At 59.6% G+C, this 18,937-nt stretch carries 15 protein-coding genes and 3 tRNA genes; 12 read left to right on the forward strand and 6 right to left on the reverse strand.

Annotated features, from left to right (window positions below):
- Positions 1 to 69: 69 nt before the first annotated feature.
- From BGE01nite_RS24150 to BGE01nite_RS24160, 3 genes are read right to left on the reverse strand one after another with little or no spacing between them, the layout of a single operon-like run.
- Complete coding sequence (locus BGE01nite_RS24150) at positions 70 to 459, reverse strand: hypothetical protein (RefSeq protein ID WP_146854587.1); 390 nt, start codon at positions 457 to 459, stop codon at positions 70 to 72.
- A 40-nt stretch (positions 460 to 499) separates the two neighbouring features.
- Positions 500 to 1,252: a hypothetical protein gene (locus BGE01nite_RS24155; RefSeq protein ID WP_146854589.1), complete on the reverse strand. Its 753-nt coding sequence runs from the start codon at positions 1,250 to 1,252 to the stop codon at positions 500 to 502.
- A gap of 36 nt (positions 1,253 to 1,288) precedes the next feature.
- Complete coding sequence (locus BGE01nite_RS24160) at positions 1,289 to 3,034, reverse strand: putative ABC transporter permease subunit (protein ID WP_146854591.1); 1,746 nt, start codon at positions 3,032 to 3,034, stop codon at positions 1,289 to 1,291.
- A gap of 177 nt (positions 3,035 to 3,211) precedes the next feature.
- Here BGE01nite_RS24160 and carA point away from each other — a divergent pair, with 177 nt between their 5' ends.
- The 10 genes from carA to BGE01nite_RS24210 all read left to right on the forward strand — a co-directional run bounded on the left by carA (position 3,212) and on the right by BGE01nite_RS24210 (position 13,608).
- Positions 3,212 to 4,372, forward strand: a complete 1,161-nt coding sequence (gene carA, locus BGE01nite_RS24165) for a glutamine-hydrolyzing carbamoyl-phosphate synthase small subunit (RefSeq protein WP_146854593.1) — start codon at positions 3,212 to 3,214, stop codon at positions 4,370 to 4,372.
- 33 nt (positions 4,373 to 4,405) lie between these two features.
- A complete protein-coding gene (locus BGE01nite_RS24170; protein WP_146854595.1) occupies positions 4,406 to 5,134 on the forward strand; it encodes a hypothetical protein in 729 nt (242 codons plus the stop codon).
- A 65-nt stretch (positions 5,135 to 5,199) separates the two neighbouring features.
- On the forward strand, positions 5,200 to 5,736 hold the full coding sequence (locus BGE01nite_RS24175; RefSeq protein WP_146854597.1) for a sigma-70 family RNA polymerase sigma factor: 537 nt from the start codon (positions 5,200 to 5,202) through the stop codon (positions 5,734 to 5,736).
- Positions 5,736 to 7,052, forward strand: a complete 1,317-nt coding sequence (locus BGE01nite_RS24180) for a FecR domain-containing protein (RefSeq protein ID WP_146854599.1) — start codon at positions 5,736 to 5,738, stop codon at positions 7,050 to 7,052. Before BGE01nite_RS24175 ends, BGE01nite_RS24180 begins: the two co-directional genes overlap by 1 nt.
- 68 nt (positions 7,053 to 7,120) lie before the next feature.
- Positions 7,121 to 8,008: a polysaccharide lyase family 20 protein gene (locus BGE01nite_RS24185; RefSeq protein WP_146854601.1), complete on the forward strand. Its 888-nt coding sequence runs from the start codon at positions 7,121 to 7,123 to the stop codon at positions 8,006 to 8,008.
- Between the two features lie 44 nt (positions 8,009 to 8,052).
- Positions 8,053 to 9,516: a sulfatase gene (locus tag BGE01nite_RS24190; RefSeq protein WP_246145791.1), complete on the forward strand. Its 1,464-nt coding sequence runs from the start codon at positions 8,053 to 8,055 to the stop codon at positions 9,514 to 9,516.
- A 3-nt stretch (positions 9,517 to 9,519) separates the two neighbouring features.
- Positions 9,520 to 10,974: a sulfatase family protein gene (locus BGE01nite_RS24195; protein WP_146854605.1), complete on the forward strand. Its 1,455-nt coding sequence runs from the start codon at positions 9,520 to 9,522 to the stop codon at positions 10,972 to 10,974.
- Positions 10,975 to 11,084: 110 nt separating this feature from the next.
- On the forward strand, positions 11,085 to 12,623 hold the full coding sequence (locus BGE01nite_RS24200; protein ID WP_170267020.1) for an OmpA family protein: 1,539 nt from the start codon (positions 11,085 to 11,087) through the stop codon (positions 12,621 to 12,623).
- 199 nt (positions 12,624 to 12,822) lie between these two features.
- Positions 12,823 to 12,907 (forward strand) — tRNA-Leu (locus BGE01nite_RS24205).
- Positions 12,908 to 12,933: 26 nt separating this feature from the next.
- Entirely contained in the window at positions 12,934 to 13,608 is a 675-nt protein-coding gene (locus BGE01nite_RS24210; protein ID WP_146854609.1) for a ubiquinone/menaquinone biosynthesis methyltransferase, read from the forward strand.
- A gap of 94 nt (positions 13,609 to 13,702) precedes the next feature.
- Here BGE01nite_RS24210 and BGE01nite_RS24215 read toward each other — a convergent pair.
- Positions 13,703 to 13,777 (reverse strand) — tRNA-Met (locus BGE01nite_RS24215).
- A 7-nt stretch (positions 13,778 to 13,784) separates the two neighbouring features.
- Positions 13,785 to 13,859: transfer RNA gene (locus BGE01nite_RS24220), tRNA-Asn, on the reverse strand.
- Between the two features lie 187 nt (positions 13,860 to 14,046).
- Between BGE01nite_RS24220 and rsfS the strand changes: the two genes are divergently transcribed.
- Together rsfS and BGE01nite_RS24230 are read left to right on the forward strand one after the other, a co-directional pair.
- Positions 14,047 to 14,547 (forward strand): ribosome silencing factor, encoded by a 501-nt coding sequence (rsfS, locus tag BGE01nite_RS24225; protein ID WP_170267021.1) that lies wholly within the window; start codon positions 14,047 to 14,049, stop codon positions 14,545 to 14,547.
- 351 nt (positions 14,548 to 14,898) lie between these two features.
- Positions 14,899 to 18,108 carry an immunoglobulin domain-containing protein gene (locus BGE01nite_RS24230; protein ID WP_146854613.1) on the forward strand — a complete coding sequence of 1,070 codons (3,210 nt, stop codon included), beginning with the start codon at positions 14,899 to 14,901 and terminating at the stop codon, positions 18,106 to 18,108.
- Between the two features lie 12 nt (positions 18,109 to 18,120).
- Here BGE01nite_RS24230 and BGE01nite_RS24235 read toward each other — a convergent pair whose 3' ends face one another.
- Positions 18,121 to 18,918 carry a phthiotriol/phenolphthiotriol dimycocerosates methyltransferase gene (locus BGE01nite_RS24235; protein WP_146854616.1) on the reverse strand — a complete coding sequence of 266 codons (798 nt, stop codon included), beginning with the start codon at positions 18,916 to 18,918 and terminating at the stop codon, positions 18,121 to 18,123.
- Positions 18,919 to 18,937 lie beyond the last annotated feature (19 nt).

The raw sequence follows: 18,937 nt of genomic DNA on the forward strand, positions 1-18,937 counted from the left end.
GCTGGAGATGCACAAGAGTGCTTCATCCAGCCCCGCCAAGACAAGGCAACCAACTCACGGTGACTTGTTTTAGTTCCACCAGTGCAGCCACTGGTTCATCCAGCCCAGGGCGGCGGCGAGAACGCCGAAGACGACCAGGAGCTCCACCAGCTTGCCCATGCGGGCATTGCGGCGGGCACGGCGCTGCACCTGCGGCACGCGGCCGTTGGCGGTGCGCTTGGTCCGGGAGAAAGTAGGCTCGGGAGCCGGGAGCGTGTTGCGCGTCGCAAGACGGCGCTGGCGCATGGCTACAGGAGCGGCGGCGATGCTGCACTCCAGGCGGGTGATCTCGTCATCCAGCTCACGGGAGCGGGACTCGAGCTGACGGATGCGGGACTTGGTGGGCTTGGCGCTTGGCAGGGGTTCTGCCAGCAGATCGGAGACGTAGCGGGAGCGCGAGGCGCGAACTTTTTTGTTCATATCGGGAGAGCTGAACGATGGGAGTTTTTGAAGGACAGAATCAGAACATCATGCGGGCGAGAATGAGCAGGATCACCAGGGCACCGATGAGAGCGGCGTTGAAGGCGAAACCACGGCGCACCCAGGTCAGAAGGTCATCCTGGCTGGAGGCAAAGAGCGGGCGGCGGGCAGGCTCGACCTCATTCACTTCGTCTTCCTGCTGCTGGGAGGCGAGGGCAGTGTGGATCGGCGACACGGGCATGGCGGTCTCCGCAGGCGCAGAGTTGCGATGCTGCATGAGGCGGCGCACACCTTTTTCATAGCTGGTCTCGGCATCGTCCAGAGAGGCGAGCGCGCGGTCCAGCTCATGATCGAGCTGGCTGCGCTGCCAGCGCTCTGGCAGATAGGTCTTCAGCTCCTCCATGCGGTCTTCGAAATCCTGCTGTGTGAGCGAGAGGTCCTCGACACGGCGGCGCGCTTCATCAAGCTCGTCCATGATGGAGCGCAGAGCGCGCTCAAGCTTTTCGGTGACCTCTTTCTTGCCAGAGATGAAGCGGTCCTGCTTCTGGCGCAGGGCTTCGAGGATCTGCTTCTGGCGTTCCACTTCCTCCTGCTGGGCACGGAGGGCGGCGAGACGATGCTGGGCTTCCTTCACCTGCTGCTCCATGTCCTCCATGGAGTCATCGTCATTTTGACGGAAGGAAAACTCGGGTGCGCTATCGAAACGCATGACATTGTCCTCGGGCGAGTCGAGGACAGCGCTGGTACTGGATGCCGAGGACGGAGCAACGGGAGTGGCAGGTCTGCGAGACATGGTAATCGCTAAAATTTTGATTTAGCGATATGAGTATTACAGCTCTCTTAAATAATCCAGGTTTTTCGTCTTCTTTTTCGCGACCCACCATGGTATTCCTCCGAACAGTATCGTCAGAAAAAAGACGAACAGTAATGCCACGATTTCACCGGTCATGACCTGCTGTTGCGTGAAGGGAGTCTTCTGTACCGTCGCCTTCCAGGCGATCACATCTGGCAGCGCCAGCACCGCTGCGCTGCCGAGAATATACAGGAAGCTGCCGATGAGGCAGAGGGTGCCGCCGAAGCCAGAAATGATGCGCGCGGGGTTCGGCTCACGGAAGTTCGGCAGCATGGCCCCGAGCGAAAGGGAGAGGGCCGTCAGTCCATAACTCTGCATGATCACCGAGCCGCTGAAGAAGAGCGCGCGGCGAAACGGGAGCTCCAGCGAGATGCCGGACATCACCACCAGCAGCGTGGTCAGCAGCGAGAGCACCCCTGCGATCACCCTGAGTTTCAGCGCCATGAACTTTTCCAAAGGCACCGGCGAAAGACCGAGAATCCACAAACGCTGCCCCTCCATGCTGAACTGCGGAAACACAAAGCGCGTGGTGAGGGTGGAAAGAGCCAGACAGCAGACGAGCAGGTTCAGATGGCTGATGACCAGGGTCCAGAAGGGGTTTTGCAGGTCATAACCGAGGCGCTTGAGATTGGAGCTGTACATGAGCAGCAGCCCGAAGATGAGCACACACTGGCCCCACTGGGTCGGCTCGCGCAGAAAGGTGCGGGCATCTTTGGCCAGGAGGGCAAAGGAGGCACGATCCAGGCCGAGGAGCTTCCCCCACATCTCAGACCTGGCCTTGGCCCTGGCCTGAGGCTGCTTGAACCAGGCCAGCTCCCCTTTCCTGCCCTGCGCCGACGGGGCCGCCGTCATGACACGATGCCAGGCCGGGTAGAACATGGAGTGCCCCAGCCGTGCCGTGACCACCAAGGTAAAAAGAGCATTTGCCAGCAGGGCCACGACATAAAAAACCGCCTGGGAATGCAGGCCCCGGCTGGCTGCAAAGAGCGACTCTGCCACCCACGAGCTGGGCAGCAGCGGATGCATGCACATCTCCGTGTGGCGCAGCACATCATGCAGGCTGGTCATGATGTCCCCTCCGCGCACGCTCTCCGGCACCTCCACCCAGAAGCGCTGGAAGGTCACCCCGAGCAAAACCAACCCTGCCCCGATGACCACGCGCCACCACCAGCGCCGGGCGAACCGCACCAGCAACAGCAGAGCCCAGGTGGAGACATTCGCCGAGATGGTCACCAGGCAGATCAACGAGGGCAAGCCAAGGAGGTAAAACATGGGCCCGCTGTGAAAAAGCTGCCCCAAAGCCAGCAGAATGGGCGCGCTGAGCACGATGAGGCCCCAGCTGGCTAGCGTCATGCCTTCCAGCGTCTTCCACAGGACCAGGCTGCGCTCCGGCACAGGCAGGGCCACCTGCCACTCCATGTCCTTCCGCCGGAAAAGGCCCATGCCGGTGATCGTGGCATTCGAAATCACCAGCATCACAAAGAAGAAAAAGAACAGCAGGTAAACCAGACGCTCTGTCAGCAAAGGCCCGAAGAGCGGTGTGCGGTGGATGAAGCCCAGCCCCCGGGACACCAGGATGTAGGCAGCCACCCCGTAAAGCAGCAGGAAACCGCAGATCGTGGCCACCATGAGGCGGTTTTTGGCCAAAAGCTCCTCCACGCGGTGCCGGAACGCCTGCCCATGAGTACGGGCAAGGAGGACTGTGGCGGCGGCGGAAGTCATTTTCGAGCGGGGGGAACTCTTGCCGCCATTCTCAAAATCGCGGGATCAAAGGAAAGAAAATTCGCGAGGGAACAGAAGTTAAACACCCAGTATTTGCAATCCCTGTACAGCCGCGCTAGGTGGCGCGGTTTCTTCCATCCAGGAAGGGACTTCCCCCACCCACTTTTGACACACTTGATGAAAGCAATCCTGGCACTTGAAGACGGACGGTATTTTGAAGGCACATCCTTTGGTGCCGCAGGCACAACCAATGGCGAGGCCTGCTTCAACACCTCCATGTCAGGCTATCAGGAAGTGCTGACAGATCCTTCCTACCGCGGCCAGATCGTGACGATGACCTATCCCATGATCGGGAACTACGGCATCAACCTCCTGGATGATGAGAGCGCCGAGCCGCATGTGCGCGGCTTCGTGATCGAGGAACTCTGCGATGTGCCGAGCAACTGGCGCAGCACTGAGTCTCTGCACGACTACCTCACCCGCTACAACATCCCCGGCATCCAGGGCATCGACACCCGCGCGCTGACCAAGCACCTGCGCACCCGCGGTGCCATGCAGTCCGTCATCACCACCGAACTCACGGTCGAGCAGGCGATCGAGGCCGCGAAGAAGAGCCCGCCGATGAGCGGCAGTGACTACGTCAAGGAAGTGACGACCAAGAAAGCCTATCTTTGGGACCCCGAAGACACCGACAGCCGCGAGTGGGACATCCCCAGCCCGAGCCAAAACCGCGAAGGCGGTCCGACCGGCGCCTTTCGTCCGCTGCCTGAGGCCCGTCATCACATCGTGGCCTACGATTTCGGCATCAAGAAGAACATCCTCCGCAGCCTGCGCCAGGCCGGCTTCCGCGTGGAAGTGGTTCCTGCCACCACGAAGGCCAGCGACGTGCTCGCGAAGAATCCAGATGGTGTGTTCCTCTCCAACGGCCCTGGCGATCCCGCCGCGCTCGGTTACATCCATGAAGAGGTGAAGCAGCTGATCGGCAAGACACCGATCTTCGCGATCTGCCTGGGTCACCAGCTTCTCGGCCACGCGTATGGTGGCAAGACCTTCAAGCTCAAATTCGGCCATCGCGGCGGCAACCAGCCGGTGAAAGACCTGCGCAGCGGCAAGGTCAGCATCACCGCACAGAACCATGGCTTCGCCATCGACCCGAGCACCCTGCCCTCGAACGTCGAGGTTACGCATATCAATCTGAACGACGGTACCATCGAAGGCATGAGGCATCGTGAGGCACCTGTGCTGAGCGTGCAGTATCACCCCGAAGCCGCTCCTGGCCCGAATGATGCGAAATACTTCTTCTCGGAGTTTTCCAAGCTGATCGACAAAGCGAGCTGAGACGTTACTCCTTCAGGGCTGATCCAGCCTGCTATGAGCTTGCCTGAGAGTTTTACCACCTGCCTGGGTGATCCGCAGATCACTCCTGAGACCGGCAGGCTTGCGGACGTGCCCAAAGCGCTGCTGAAGCATCTGCGGCCGCTAGGTCATGAACTCACGCTCTGGCAGGCCGCGGCCCAGCGCTGGCGGACACGGCTGGAGAAAGCTCGCTTCGAGCCCACGCTTCTCACCTTCCTCCAGCACTGGCAGCCGAAGGTCACGCCTGATGAAGTCACGCCGGATGTCTTCAATGTCATCCTGCGTGGCAATGATGAGAGTGGCTGGAAGGTCATCGCCAGTTCGCTGAAGTGGGTGAATGATCCCGCGTGGTCCGCCCTGCTAAATCTGCCAGCTTTGTCGCACTATTGGATCACGGACATTCGCGGCAGTCACCTCGATCACCTGCGGCAGATCGTCTCGAGGGCCTGGTTCATGGATCCATCGCCCCTGCCTCCGGGCAGTGTGATCGCCGGACTGGACATCCCTGGCTGGCCTAACCTACTGCGTCTCAAAGGACGAGGCAGGCAGTGGGTGATACATGGCACGGAGACACGGCTTGAAGATGCGGTATCAGACGGCCAATGGCAGAACGCCATCGCCGCGGCCGTTGCCACGGGCAGTACACTCCTTGTGGAACAGCCCCAGGGTCCAACCACACTCCTCGCCCGCTACAAGAAGGGTGAAGATGGCATCCAGCTGGACGGAGTTTGGCAGGCTGAGTGACCGTCCCTGCTTTATCGGCCAAAAAAGAATCGTCAGATTCAGGCCACAGTGTGGATAGTACTGCCATGTCTCATGCCGAACCCGGAGGTTTGCCTGCTGAATTTGTGACCCGCCTGACGGCGTCACAGGGGGCGCTGTATGCCTACATCGTGTCCCTGATGGGCGGGCTGGACCAGGCGAACGACGTGTTGCAGGAGACGAATCTGAAGCTCTGCCGAAAAGCGGCTTTGTATGATGCTGAGCAGCCCTTCCTGCGCTGGGCTTATGTGTTTGCGCGGAATGAGGTGCTGTCATGGCGCACGCGCCAGGCACGGTCACGACTGGTGTTTCAGGAGGAGCTGATGCTGAAGATTGCCGACTTGTTTGAATCGGTGGAGGAAAACGCGGAGCGGGAGCTCACGGCCCTGGAAGGATGCGTGGAGAAACTGCCACCACGGCAGCGTGAACTGGTGGCCGCGAGATACGGTCGTGGAGAGCCGGTGCAGGAGATCGCCGCGAAGCTTCAAATGGCAGAGAATGCAGCTTCCGCGCTCTTCTACCGGCTGCGCAAGGCCCTGGCGGCCTGTGTGGAGCTCACTCTTGGAAAGGAGGCCTCATCGTGATGAACGAGGAGACCTTTCAAAGGCTCTGCCAGGCGCAGATCGAGGGCTCTGCCACTGAGCACGAGAGCGCGCAGCTCGCGCAGATTCTCGATGAATCCGAGGCGGCACGGCGGGAGTACATCGAGCAGATGAAGATCCACGCCATGCTGAGCTGGCAGCACGGGCGTGCTCACCTCGCCGATCCTTCGCGCGCGGAAGCCAAGCCTCAACGTGTGCGGTGGAAGCCGCAGAGATGGATGGCGCTCGCAGCAGCAGCGGTAATCCTGCTCTCAGGGACTCTAGCCACGCTGTGGTGGCAAAGTGGCGCCTACTTTGAAGTGATCGCCGTCCAGGGATCGAGCTACGAGCTGGGCGAACATCTGATGGAACGAAAGATCGAGATCGCCGAGGGCACGCTAAGCATCAAACTTGCCTCAGGAGCGGTGGTGGACCTGAAAGGACCGGCGAAGCTTGAGCTGCTGAACTCGATGCACGTCCGCCTGCTTCACGGCAGCCTAACCGCTGATGTGGGAACGCAGGCCAAGGGCTTCATCGTCGACACCGCTGACGCGCATGTGGTGGATCTCGGCACGCGCTTCGGCGTTTCGGCCAGTCCGGCGCAATCCACGGATGTGGCCGTGTTTGAGGGCACCGTGGAAGTTTATGAGCCATCCTCCAAGCACAAGGCTCCTGAGGTCACGCTGAATGCGGGTGATGCCGTGCGCATCAGCAAGGCACGCAAGCCGGCGCGCTTGAAAATGATCGCCCTCAGCGCGGATGCGAGATCACTGGATGCCCAGCAGAGTTCCGATGTGGTCACCGCAGCGAGCGACAACGTGACGGACATTGATTTCCGAGGCTACTACGGACTCGTGCGCGCTGGCATGGGTGAAGGCGCTGGGGTTTACACCACCGGACACACACGCACCTGGCATGCCATGAAGGGACAAGCCTTCCCCAAAGAACTGGAAGGTGCGGACCTGATCCGAACCTTCAGCATTGACCGCTATGAAGCGGACCTTCAGATCACCCTTCAGATCACCCAGCCCTGTGATCTCTATGTCATGGTCCACGTCCGCGCCCCAGCCCCGGAATGGGTGCAGAAGGACTATCAGGACACCGGCTATCAACTGCGCTCCGGCCCATGGATACCCCGTGACACTCCTCCTGAAGAAGAGACCCGTTTTTATCAGGATGACCGCGCCTACCACACCTTTGCCGTGTGGAAGCGCCGCATCAGTGCGCCGGGATTCGTGACGCTTGGCTCTCCCATGAATCCCGCCGCGCCTAACAACAAACCTTTCATGTATGGCCTGGCGGTCAGGAAGCTCCCTTGATAGGACTGAGGAGAAAATTATTCGTCATATTTGGAGGACGGCGTGGAAAGAGAAAGTCGCCACCTTCCATGCCTCGAAAAACACGCCTCGCTCTTCTCATCTTCAACAGCCTGCTGTTTGCAGGTGCAGTTCCCGCCGCTGACGACCTCACGCCCTCTCGCCGGCTGCGCGTTTCCGATGTCTTCCATCAAGGTGAAGCCGTCCTCTTCCATGACGATTTTCGGTCCGGCAGGCTGGATAGCTGGAACTTCTCTGAGAACGACCAGTACGAGCTCGCCAAGCCGACACCTGAACGTGTCTCCGTGGTGGATGCGCCAGGCTTGGCGGAAGGAAAGATGGCCGTGCGCATGGTGGTGCAGCGGGCGCCGGATTCATTTCGCTCCGAGATCTCACTACCGTCTGAAAAAGGATTTCAGGAGCGGTGGTATGCAGTGAGACTGCTCATTCCAGACGAGTGGGTTTTTGATCCGGCGAAGGGAGATGACATCGTCATGCAATGGCATGGCATTCCCGGAAATTGGCGGCCCACTCATCCCAATCTGGCGATCTCTGTCGCGAACGACCGCTGGTTTGTCAGACAGCATTTCGGCTCTCCGCAAGACAAGCCAGGTCGCACCAAGGTCGAACTCGACGAACCTGTGCAGCGTGGCGTGTGGAGCATGTGGGTCATTCACGCGAAGTGGTCGCCCGAGGATGACGGCCTACTGCAAATCTGGAAGGACGGCAAGCTCATGATGGAGCGCACAGGACCGAACGTGTATGGCACCATCGGAGTGGACTACACGCCCTACTTCAAGACAGGCATCTACCATCCCGAATGGCACCTTGACGACGAGCGCAAGCTGACTGCCTTTGAGAAAGAGATGCCGGTGGCCACGAAGAAAATCGTCTATGTCACCGGCGTCACTGTCGGCGATGCGCGGATGACCCTGGAAAAAATCTCTCCCAAGCCATGAGCTTTAAAACACGACTTCTCGCTTTCCTGCTTGGAGTGGGGTGCATGTCCGGCAGCGCCCGCGCAGAAGCAGCACGGCCTAACGTTCTTTTCATCGCCGTGGATGATCTCAATGACTGGATCGGCTGCATGAAAGGCCATCCTCAGGCGCAGACACCGAACATGGACCGGCTGGCGCAGCGTGGGGTCCTTTTTACCAATGCCCACTGCGCAGCCCCCGTGTGCCTGGCCTCGCGCACAGCACTGCTTTGCGGACGCCATCCGGACCAGACCGGGGTTTTCAGCAACTGGGGCAAGACCCAGGGGAAGCCGCCCGCCAAGGACCTGCAACTGCCGGTGCATCTGGCAGCCGCAGGTTACGAAACTCTCGGCGCAGGCAAGATCTACCACTCAAACGGTCCGCGATATTTTGACGACTACTTTGAGACCGAACAGCGCTGGAGCCCCTTCACGCAGAAGCAGGCGAGCTACACGGATGCCGAACTGCCGAGCAAGGGCAGCGAGCACCCGAAGCACATCATCACAGGTGGTCCAGGTGCACGTGACTGGGTGCTGCCGCTCAACGGCCTGCCGAGCGAGCGAAACGCCGATGGCAGAGAGGGCGAATCCTTCGACTGGGGTTCTGTGGAGGTGCCAGATGACGAGATGGGTGACACGCGCATCACCGACTGGGCGATGCAAAAGCTGGACACACCGCACACGAAACCTCTCTTTCTAGGTGTCGGCTATTACCGGCCTCATATTCCCCTCTTTGCCCCCAAACAGGACTTCGATGCCTTGCCACCCACCAAGGATATCGTGTTGCCCGAGACCGATGCGAATGACTTGGATGACCTCGGTGAAGTGGCGCGACAGTTCGCGCTTGATCCCATCACTGCGGGCACGCACGAACTTGTCGTAAAACACCAGCAGTGGCGCGAGGCCGTGCGGGCCTATCTGGCCTGCGTCAGATTCGTGGACCGCCAGATCGGCCGCTTGCTCACGAAGCTCGATGCCTCCGCGTGCGCGGACAACACCTGGATCGTGCTATGGAGCGATCACGGCTGGCAGCTAGGCGACAAGCAGCACTGGGGCAAATGGACCGCCTGGCGGCAGTCGACACGCATGCCCCTGATCATCGTCCCACCGCGAAGCCAGCAGGCTGTGCGCGGCAAGGTGTGCGCCGAACCGGTGAGCCTTGTGGATCTCTATCCCACGCTCATCGAGTTGTGTGATCTCCCAACGAAAGAGGGCCTGAGCGGTGTCTCGCTCGCGCCACTGATCAGCAATCCTGATTTGAAGACCGACCGCGCGGTGGTCACCACGATTGATCCAGGAAACCATGCGCTCAGCACGCGTGACTGGCGGCTGATCCGCTACCACAACGGCGACGAGGAACTCTACGACATCGCCCACGATCCACACGAGCATCGCAACCTCGCCAAGAGTGAGGTGCGCCGTGACAAGCTCCTCGAAATGCGTCAGCGGCTCGAGGAAGCACTCTCCCGCATCATTCCAGAGAAACCCTGAAGCATGAACCCTCCATCCACCCGACGCATCAGCCGTCTGTTTATCATCCTGGCCTGCGCTCTGCCGCTGCTCTGCGGCGTCTTGCACGCCACTAATCAGCCTAACATTCTATTCATCATTGGCGACAACTGGAAATGGCCCACGGCAGGCATCCTGGGAGACCCGATGGCAAAGACGCCGGCGTTTGACCGCATCGCGCGTGAAGGGGTGCTCTTCACCCACACCTTCAATCCGGTACCTTCATGCTCACCCACAAGATCGTGTTTGATCACCGGCAAGGCGGCGCATCAGATCGGCGAGCGGGCGAACCTGTGGAGCGGCTTTCCGAAGGATACTCCGGTGGTCACGCAACTGCTGCGCGAGGCTGGTTATGCCATCGGCTATAGCGGCAAGCCCTGGGCACCGGGGAACTACGAAGTCTCGGGCTGGCAGGAGAATCCCGTGGGACCGAAGTTCAAGGACTTCGCCGACTTCCACGCGAAGCGTGATGCCACGAAGCCCTTCTTCTTCTGGCTCGGCAACACCGACACCGCCACGAAAGGCGGCAAACTTCCCTGCCTCGATCTCGCGAAGCAAAAGCTCGATGCCACCCGGCTCACCGTGCCACCGGAGTTGCCTGACTGCCCCGAGGTGCGTGACGATCTGATGAACTACTACGGCGGAGTCATGAAACTCGATGACGAAGCTGCCGCTGCCATCTCGACACTGGAGAAGGCTGGGCAGCTCGACAACACCGTGATCATCTACACGAGCGACAACGGCTGGCAGTTGCCACGCGGTCTGGCGAACTGCTATGACTCTGGCTCGCGCGTGCCACTGGCGGTGCGCTGGGGAAAGCAGCTCAGTGCGGGACGCAAAGTGGAGGAGTTTGTGAATGTGGCGGATCTCGGGCCAACGTTTCTTGAGCTCGCGGGCCTCACACCTCCGGCGGAGATGTCCATGCATAGCGTCAAGAATCTACTGCTTGGAAAGGCTGATCCAACATCGCGTGATGCCATCTTCATCGAGCGTGAACGCCACGCAAATGTGCGGCATGACAACCTGAGCTACCCCATGCGTGCCATCCGCACCCGTGACTTCCTTTACATTCGCAACCTGCGCCCGGACCGCTGGCCCGCTGGAGATCCGGATGTGAAGTTCATCCATGATCGCCCCTTTGGCGATGTGGACACCACGCGCGTGAAGGATGTGCTGCTCGACCACCAGGACGATCCGGCCTTTGCCAAACACATCGCGCTCATCTTTGGCAAGCGCCCCGCTGAAGAACTCTACGATCTGCGCAAGGATCCGCACCAGATCAGCAATGTGGCAGCCGATGCCAGCCATGCAGAGACGCTGAAGCGACTGCGCGCCCGGGTGGATGAGTGGATGAAGCAGACGAACGACCCGCGTGTGGATCCGGCCTATGATGGCTGGGACAAGTTCCCCTACTACGGCAAGTCGTCCAAACGAGAGTAAAGCGGCAGTCTCACGTCTGCCGCCACACGGGGAATCGCCACGAAAAGCCGCTTGGACACAGGGCGGAGAGCATGGCATCTTTACTGCTGCCACCCTTAGCCTTCCGGTTCATGCTGCCCTCCTGCCAACTCCCTTCCCTGCGTGCCCGACGATGGATGAACGGCCGTGTCTCGCCGGTCATGCTCATCGTGCTGGCTCTGGTCATCGCCGCGCTGGTGTTCTTCCTCGTCACCAAACCAGCCATGGAGAAGAAGCAGGCTGAAGTGGCGCAGGCCCAGGCCGAGGTCGCCGAGAAGGAAGCCGCTGCCACAAAGGCTGCGGAAGCCGCTGCTGCTCCCGCCAAGGCCGCGATGGCTCCACCAAGTGTGGCAGAAGAAAAGCCGGCCACACCGCCACCCACCTTCGGCTTTGCCCGTCCTCTGGACCTGGGCAAGGAAATGGTGCGCAGTCTGGCCGCAGGTGAGTTTGCCCGTGCAGGCAGTCTGGTGGCCGCCGCTGATCCCACCCAGGCCGCTGATGCGACGGCGATGCTGGAGAAGATGGTGAAGGATCTCGGAGCCAAGATCGGCACGGAGGACCAGGTGGAGATTCTCGGCATGGTGGAAAACAAAACCCGCGTTGCCGTGCCCTTCACGCTGCCCGGCAGCACCAGCACCACGCCACTGCGTTTACAGCTCGACCTGGAGCGTGATGAACGCATGGGCTGGAAGATCACCCGCTTTGAGCTGCCTCAAGAGCTCGCCGCAGCGCTGCCTGTGACTCCGGCACCCACCGCTCCCATGACGGCAAATCCGTCAGCTCCTGGAGCGGCTCCGAAGGCACCAGGAAGTACAGCTGCGGCACCAACATCCCCAGCCCAGCCGCCTGCCAATGCCGCCAGGAAGCCGCTCATTGCGGTCTCCAAAGGCGATGATGCGCTGAGCTTTGGCAGTGATTTCGTGCGTGCCTTGCTGAGACATGACTTCGCTGAAGCGCGCAAGTTTGTGGATGAAAAGCGTGTGCCTGCGGAACGTCTCGCCGGTCTCTGCATCGTGTTTGAAGAGGGGCAGTATGAGTTCAAGCCCACGAAACCGATGATCATCACCGTGGCGAATCCCGAAGTGTCCTGGGTCATCGCCCAGGTGCAGTCCCCAAGCCTACAGCAAAGCACCGAGTTTGGCTTGGAACTGCAACGCGCAGGTCAGGACCAACCGTGGCGTGTGGTGGGTCTGAACCTTTCCGAGATCCTCAGTTCCTTTGCGGCTTCCGCCTCCAAAATGGGCGTGCCTTACACACCCATCGTGAAGAATCCTTCAGGTGGTGAGTCTCTGGCGCTCTACTTTGAGTATGATCAGGCGCAGCTTCATCCCCGCGCGCAGAAGCAACTCGAGATCGTGGCAGGCCTGCTGAAGTCCGACCCCAACAAAAAGCTCCACATCGCCGGTCACACGGACGCGAAGGGTACGGACAGCTACAACATCCGCCTTTCCCGCTCGCGTGCAGATACGGTTAAGGAACAGCTCGTGGGTCTCGGTGTGGCCGAGGCGCAGATCATCACCACCGGTCTGGGCAAGGCCCAGCCTCTGAGCCCGAACGAGAAAGCTGATGGCTCGGACGATCCCCAGGGACGTTCGAAGAACCGTCGTGCAGAGATCTACCTCGATTTCTGAGGCGTTTCTGTTTGCCTTCTCATGAGTCAATCCTTCCTCTCGCAGTGAACGATTGATCCATGAACCCGAATCCAAGAAGGGGCACCGCGAGAGAAAGGAATAACGCGAGAGGGTTGTTTTGAAAAAGAAGGGAAGATTTTCATCTTTTCAGTTGTGTAAACCTCCAGGCTGCGGATGATCACGGCCCGTTCAGATCCGTGCGCTTGTGGCGGAATTGGTAGACGCGCTAGATTCAGGTTCTAGTGAGTAACATCGTGGAGGTTCGAGTCCTCTCAAGCGCACCATCCCCTAACACGGGATGTGTTTGCCCATGCAAGACGCCGGATTTGTCAAACAAGCCTTCGCGGGAATCGCCCGCCGTTACGTGCTGGCCAATCATGTGCTCAGTCTTGGCATTGATGTCCTCTGGCGGAAGAAGACCGCAGGCCTTGTGGCCGCACGCAAGCCCAGCCGCATCCTTGATCTAGCCACCGGCAGCGGTGATCTGGCCACGACGGTGCAGCAAGCCTGCCCAAACGCCAAGGTGCTCGGCGGAGACTTCTCCGTGCCGATGATGCGTGAGGCGCAAAAAGGCGGACTGCGAGCTTTGGTGGCTGCGGATGGCATGAACCTGCCTTTTCAAGATGCGAGCTTCGATGTGCTCACCGTGGCCTTTGGTTTGCGGAACATGGCTTCATGGCCCGAGGCACTGAAGGAGATGCGCCGTGTGCTGAAGCCCGGAGGCACGCTCTTCGTGCTGGATTTTTCCATTCCGACACTGCCGCTCATTCGTCCGGCGTATCTGTTTTATCTGAAGCGCATCATGCCGCGCATCGCGGGCTGGATCACAGGCCAGCGCGCCTCGTATGAGTATCTGTGCAGCTCGATCGAGCGCTTCCCTTCTGGCCGCGACATGGAGTCATTGATGACTTCGTGTGACTTCAGCCGCGTGACCTCGCATCGCCTGACGATGGGAATCGCCTCCCTGTATGAGGCGGAGAAGTAAGGTGGCGCAAGCTTCCAGCTTGCTCGCTTGATTTCCAAATCAGCTCTTCTGCATCGAGGTGGTTTCGCCACCTGTTTCAAACCCCAGTAAGGGGTGGTGGCAGAGGGGAGATTTGAACTCCCGACCAAAGGCTTATGAGTCCTCTGCTCTACCCCTGAGCTACTCTGCCGGATAGATGGCTCCTGAGGTAGGGATCGAACCTACGACCTAGTGGTTAACAGCCACCCGCTCTACCGCTGAGCTACTCAGGAACGTGTTCCCGTTTGGAAACGGGTCGGGATGGTAGATGAACACCTTCCTTGCGCAAGCGTTTTATTCATCTTCTGCAAAATGAATTTCGACCGCTGAGCACCAGGATATGCCGTGACTGATCCTATGCATGCTTGCTTGCGCGCGGGCCGAAAGTGGTCTCACAGTCCGCTCATTCATCAATCACTCATGGACGCCCTCGAAACCGCGCGACTCTGCGCCAAGTATGCCGACGACAAGAAAGCCGAAAACATCGTGCTGCTGGACCTGCGCGGACTGTCCCCAGTGACAGATTTCTTTGTCATCTGCACTGCCAGTTCCTCACCGCAACTCCGCGCCGTGCGTGACGAGATCGTAGTACAGATGCGCGAGGAGCAAGGGCTGAAGCCGATGTTTGTCGACGGTGCTTTTGAGAGCCAGTGGATCATCGTGAACTACCCGAACGTGCTTGTGCATGTGCAGTCACCTGAGAAGCGTGAATTCTACGCACTCGAAGAACTGTGGGGAGACGCCCCTGTCGTGCCATGGCAGCCTGAAGGCGCGGAGCCTGAAGAAGCTCCTGTGAAGAAAAAAGCACCGGCGAAGAAGGCTGCGGCCAAAAAGACTGCCGCCAAGAAAGCGCCTGCTAAAAAAGCCGCTGTGAAGAAGGCGCCCGCCAAGAAGGCCGCGAAGAAAAAGTCTTCCAAGTAGCTGATAAGAAGCGGGCCCTCAGGAATTCAACCCGAGGGCCTATTCATCTGATCGCGAAGATGACAATAGCCGTAGATTGAGGTAGGGCAGACGATGCCCCCCCTTCGTCAATCTTTGCAGTCCTGGGTCGCCCGCATGGCCCTGGCACTGGTCCTGTCGACCACTTCGATTTCCACAGCCGCAGACCAGGCCCTCACTCCGCCTGACGGTCGACAATTTGGTGGCATGGTGGACATGCAGGGCAACACGGCCGCGATTGGAAATCCCCACTCCTCCATAGGCAACCGGCCTCAAGGACACGTCCATATCTTGGAACGGGGAATGACAGGCTGGCAGGTTGTCAAAATTCTTTTGCCCCCGGCGACTGCGGACAGCTTCACACGCTTTGGCGCTCAAGTGATCCTTGCCGGCAATCGACTCGCTGTAGGAGACGCTCATTTCAATGAAACCGGCCATGTCGGGCGCGTTTACGTCTATGAAAAGCAGGGCTCCATCTGGCCAGATCAACCTGCGTATGTCATCGAACCGTCGCAGCCCGATTTGAGTTCCTTCGGCCAGGGGTTTGCTTTCTCGGGAGAGTATCTGGCAGTGACGGAGCTCGTCCGCCTGGATTCCACCCAGTCATTGGTCCGGGTGAGATCCTACCGGCTGCAGAATGGACAAGCCACTCTGCTCGGAGAGGTTGAACGTGCGGGAGGGGACCACTTCGGGTTTGAAATGTCCATGAACGGCAGTGAGCTGGCCATCCTCAATCTTCACAAGGGCATGGTACTCCAAAGCAGCAAGGGAGACGTTCTTTTCTATGAGCTTTCGGGTGGGACGATGAATCAGACAGCCACCCTCCCTATTCCCATGGCGAAGGGAGATCTTTTTTACTCCCCCATCGTGCGCCTGGAAGGTGACCGTCTGCTGGTCACCAAATGCAATTCCCCAAGCGCATGGGGTGTCTTCTTCAAGCGCACTGCTACGGGGTGGCGTGTGAGTTCCGAGGTCAGGTTTTCTCAAACCAACGAAGCTTCAACCTACCTCGCTGACATGGCAGGAAGCGCCCTCGTCGTCAATGGCCGCCAAGGAACCGATCTTTATCTGGCTTCCGAGCCGCCTCAGTTCGTCAGGAGGCTGGAAGCAGGCTATCCTTATGCCCTCGCCACCACTTCAGAAACCGCCATGATCGTCAGGGGCGAGCGTCTTTTGTTCACCCCTCTTCGGTCACTCCTCGCGGCTGACTCCCTGGTGCTGGATCCCGCGGAGGCGACGCCCCCGGGCGGCGGCATCTATCTCGGAGAGCTAGTGGCTGGCCAGCCGTGCAACGCTGAAATAGAACTGCAGAATTCCAGCACCAACCCACTGCACTTGACGGGTGTGAACATCACGCCAGTCCAAGGGGCCAACAGTTTGACTGGGCATTCATTCACGCCCGTCACTCTCCCACCCCTCGGGAAGGCGCGGGTGAAGCTGACTCTGACCCCTCCCTCGGCTGGTGATTACCGGCTGTCTCTTGAAGCCCTCCATCCTGACAGCGCACAAGCCCCTTACGTCTACAAAATAGATTTCCAGGCGAGGTCTGGTGACTTCGCTCCTTTCGTGTCCGAGGGAATGCTGAGCATGCTCATTGCCAAAGGAGAGCCTGTGAAGCTGCAGGCGGATGCCGCTGGTCCACGCGGACGCTTCAACTGCCAGTGGTATAAGGAGGGACGTGCACTCCCGGGCAGCACCCTGCCTTATCTGTACATCCCTTCGGCGCAACCTGCGCACGCAGGACGCTACCGCCTGGATGTATGGTCCACGGGGTCGGCACGAATGAGTTGCCTGATGAATTTGGGGGTGTTTGAAAAGCAATCGTCCGTTGTCGTCGCCAACCCCAGTGACTCCCTCAGCTTCACAGCGAGATTCTGGGGACCAGGCATACGCGTGCGGTGGCTCTACCCCTATGTAGGTGCCCCAACCTACACGGAGTCGTGGGCCATGCAGGGCACACAAACAGCCACACTCACCATCCCATCAGTCATGGCGCTCTCAAGAGCTCTGCCCTTGAGGGTTGCTGCTGAGCTGACGATGGATGAAACAGCGACTGCTTTGGCAAGCGACCACATGATCGAGGTGCTTCGCGTGCCCATCATTGCCGCAACTGGCTCGCGCGTTGGGCAGGTAGGTTATCCGTTCGGTGTCATCATGCTGAGTGATCTCACTGACCTTCCTGAAGGTCCTGTCTTTTCCGCCGAAGGGCTGCCCCCCGGAGTTCAACTCACGCAACAAGGCTATCGAATCGAAGGAACTCCGACACAGGCTGGCGATTACTCGGTGAAGATCATGGCCGAAAATCGCTTTGGCAGTGCCCTGCCCTACATTCTGAAGCTCAAAATTTTCTCCGCCACAGAAGAGCCTAACGTCAAACTCCACTTCGGCACGCCTCACAAAACAGCAGGCATTATCATGATTCCGGAGCCCAACACGGAAACTCCCGCGTGGCCCGGGCTGCTTCAGGTCGTGACCACAAACGGCACAGGCTTCAGCGGATCGCTGGCCTTTGGAACGGTGCACCGGCCTTTTGCAGGCCAATGGAACGTCAGCACCGCAGATGCCACACGCTCGGTGACCCTCCGGCTGGCTTCTTTTTTGGGCTATCGATCCGTGCTCCTGATCATGGACCAATATGCCACTGAGGAGAGTTTTCCTTCCAACGGCATCTCTGCACGACTCATGCTGGAATATGGCTCTGCTGAGGGCGGCACTTCCGAGCAAACCGCGGCGCTGGAACCACTCTTCCCTCTCAACAAAGATTGGCGCCACACTCTGGCAGGACGCTATTCGTTCTTGATGGGAGGTCTGGCCGGTCAGGGCTTCGGCACCTTCACCGTCGGCTCAGATTTCCAGGCCACGGGTGCTGGCACTCTGGCGGATGGAACTGGGTTCACGTTTTCGGCGCCCATGTACATGGGGCAGAACGGGGTATCCAACGGAACCCTGATGCTGGTGCGGCTGGGATCAGGCCCTGTGCGACTCTGGGGCCGGATCAACACCCAGGGTTCCAGCACGGAGGAAACCGGCCTCGTGGACGGCACCCTGATGATGGCACGCCCAGCCCAGCCAGGCGCAAGACTCTTGCCTGAGGGCTACAATACCGAAGTTCCCGTGCGAGGTGGGCGCTACTTCGTGCCCAAAGACATCCCGTTTTTCACACCACCGGATGCATCCGCTGAACAAATCGGGAGAACCAACATCAATATCGCGGCGGATGGCATGCCCGAAGGCGTCCAGACCGGTCTCACCTTCACCAAAGCTGGAGGAGTGCTCGTGGACCAGCCAAACACGTCCAATTTGAAACTGGACGTTTATAAACCGACGGGATTCTTCACGGGCACTTTCAAGGTCAACGAGCCTGTGCCGGGCGCGGAAGATCGGTTCGTTCGCAGGACGGTCTCTTTCCGCGGCATGGTCATTCCTCAACGCCGCATCGGGGGTGGCTTCCTCCACTTCTCACCACTGCCCAACCGCTTCGCCGAGCCTCCGACCACCAGCGCCAACACGCCGATCTATGTGGGCGGTGTCACGCTGGAATAGCCTGATGGCGGATCACGCCTTTCGAAAACACCAGGAGCGGTAGGACATCTCTCGGGACTTCAGGTCCTCGTAGACCATCGCTCCTGGCACTCCGGCGAAGTCACGTCCGACGGGCTGTAGAAGCTTGGGAAGACAGCTGCTGACGAGCGCTTCATTGCGAGCTGCGTTCATTTCCATGCCGCGCAGCACTTCCTCACGGATATCGCGGGCTTGCACCACGGTGAGCGGCGCAGCGGCGATGGCGCTTTCCCATTCCGCGAACTGATGATCAAAACGGAAGTCGGCATAGAGAAAGTGGCCACCAGGTTTGAGCACGCGGGCCACCTCGGCGAGGAAGCCCGGAAAGTCCGGATAGCAGTGTGAAGCCTCGACATTGATCACGGCATCCAGGGACTCATTGGCGAAGGGCAGCTTCTGCGCATCGCCCTGTTTGAAATCGAGATGAGGCACGTGATGACGTTGCTGGCAGAGATGGATGCCCGCGGGATTGAGGTCCAGCCCGGTATAGAAGGCGGGGTGCAGGGTGCGCGTGATCCATGAGGCACCTCCCCCATGACCGCAGCTTACCTCGAGGACTGTCTTGCCACGCAGATCGACCTGCGAGGCCACATGATGATAAAGCTGGATGCAAAACCGGTTAGGCTCGTCCTCAGACTCCAGCTTCAAGCCCACGGGCGGCGCGGTTTCAAAGGCGTAGTTGAGGAAGAGCACCTCCTCCCCCCGCAGGCGCTGCGTGAGATAAGGGTACCACCATTTCCAGATGGCTTTGCGGACCGGCGGAAGGGCGAAGAGGCGCTCGAGGAAGGACATGCGGGAGAGTGGCGGCGTG

The organism is Prosthecobacter gellanilyticus (assembly GCF_007992435.1).
In the GTDB taxonomy this organism is placed as follows: Bacteria; Verrucomicrobiota; Verrucomicrobiia; order Verrucomicrobiales; family Verrucomicrobiaceae; genus Prosthecobacter; species Prosthecobacter gellanilyticus.